The sequence below is a fragment of the Bartonella sp. AP58NXGY genome, assembly GCF_042195785.1.
In the GTDB taxonomy this organism is placed as follows: domain Bacteria; phylum Pseudomonadota; class Alphaproteobacteria; order Rhizobiales; family Rhizobiaceae; genus Bartonella.
Genome location: NZ_JBHIOY010000054.1, coordinates 1 through 1,772 on the forward strand (window position 1 = coordinate 1; position 1,772 = coordinate 1,772).

2 protein-coding genes are annotated in these 1,772 nt (G+C 35.9%); both read right to left on the minus strand.

Annotated elements, in window-relative coordinates; translation table 11 throughout:
* Positions 1–105: 105 nt before the first annotated feature.
* Positions 106–771, minus strand: coding sequence for a hypothetical protein (locus tag ACFINC_RS09260; RefSeq protein WP_375617021.1), 666 nt, complete (start codon positions 769–771; stop codon positions 106–108).
* A gap of 84 nt (positions 772–855) precedes the next feature.
* On the minus strand, positions 856–1,461 hold the full coding sequence (locus ACFINC_RS09265) for a hypothetical protein (RefSeq protein ID WP_375617022.1): 606 nt from the start codon (positions 1,459–1,461) through the stop codon (positions 856–858).
* Positions 1,462–1,772 lie beyond the last annotated feature (311 nt).

The following is a 1,772-nucleotide window of genomic DNA, read 5'->3' on the forward strand; positions in this document are numbered from 1 at the left end:
TGGTTACTTTAATCGTTTATTTAGATCGCTAGCTGTTTTGATAATAAAAGCCGTGTCTTAAAGGACGCGGCTTTTTTGCTATAAAGCAGCCCCCCGCCCCGTTATTTACGCTGCTTTGTTTGTGCTTTGTTCACTACCATCAGTATCTTTATAAATTTTTTTATTGCCTTTAATAACGGCATTGCCATAAATTTTTACAAAGAAATAAACCTTTGCTTTTCCTTGAATGCACGCATTATCATAAATTTCTGCACTCGGATAAATACAAGCCGACCCAGTTATTTTTGCATTCCCATAAATCAAACCACCAACACAAGCATTATTCAAAACCTTGGCATTGTCATAAATTTTTGCTTCTGTAGATACCATGGCTTTATTACAAACAATGGCATTCCCATAAATCTCCCCACAAATTATTGCATCATCGCATATTTTTGCATTGCCATGAACATAAGCAGCCTTCTCAAGAACCCGCGCTTTGTCACTAATCACTGCATTTCCTGATACCCTTGCTTCATTAAAAACATAAGCATCATGACGTATTTTTGCATTTTCAGAAACAACAGCATTGCAAAAAACAAGAGCATTATCGTAAACCCAGCAATTGCCATCATGAGAGAGGTTACTTTCATTTTCAATAAAACCGCCGAGGTCCCCTGCTTTTACATCATCGAAATCTTTTAAAGCACGAATGCGGTGTAAAGTAAGACCATCTAAAATGAAGGTTTCATTAGTAAATTCATATTTTTTAGATACAGTTTTAGTGGTCATAGGTAGCTCCCTAATCTAATATTCAAACAAATTTTTAAATGAAATGGTTATAAGGAGGCGCCCCCGCACCGCCCTATTGTTTAATTACCAACATGGATCATCGATTTCTGGAATAAATTTATCACAAATAAGATCATTAGGTGATAAATAGGTATCACTTTCAATATCAGAATCCCCAATTACAGTAGCACCATTTATGATGACATTTTCACTAATACAAGAGGTATCACCAACAAAAGCTTTACCATAAATTTTTACATTATCGTAAATAGCAGCACTATCACAAACTTTTGCATTATCAGAAATATGAACATTATTTACAACACGTGCGTTATCAGAAACCGTAGCAGAATCTTTAACGATAACATCACAAGCTACATAAGCATTATCAGTAACAAGCGCATTTTGATAAACACGGGCATTATCAAAAATCCAGCAACTTCCCTCATGGGATAGATTATCTTCCTTTTCAATAAAGCCACCAAGGTCCCCCGCATTAACCTTCCCAAACATATAACCAAAATCTCTTAATGCTCTAATACGGTGTAAAACATGACCATCAATTTCGATTGTCTCATCAGTAAATTCATATTTTTTTCCGAGACCTTGCTTTTGAAGCGCGGCGCTATCATTATGATGTTGAATGTAAGAGAAAATGGTGTCTTGTAATTTTTTTACTGTAGCTTTCATGCTAGTAATCCTTGTGAATATTAAGTTTTTAATTGACAACCCATAAGGGCGCCGGGTGCTAAAAACACGGTCACAAGTCCGCCGCTATGCTTTTCCCTCGCGAAGGGTATTGTATGGCATAGCTACACCCGACATAATCGTTATATGCTAATGATAGCACAAAAGAAAGTCAGTATCTTAAAGAATGGGAGGAACCTTATCGTGGTCTACCCGCTTGTGATTTAGTGATTTTTAAGCACTTGCCAACCTTATTAAACGACCTTTTCCTTAAAGTCAATACGTATTTTTTATTTTTTTCACTTTTTTTCATT

Excerpts from the sequence above, each read along its gene's own strand:
- ACFINC_RS09260 (WP_375617021.1), bottom strand. The coding sequence starts at position 771 with ATGACCACTAAAACTGTATCTAAAAAATATGAATTTACTAATGAAACC.
- ACFINC_RS09265 (WP_375617022.1), bottom strand. The coding sequence starts at position 1,461 with ATGAAAGCTACAGTAAAAAAATTACAAGACACCATTTTCTCTTACATT.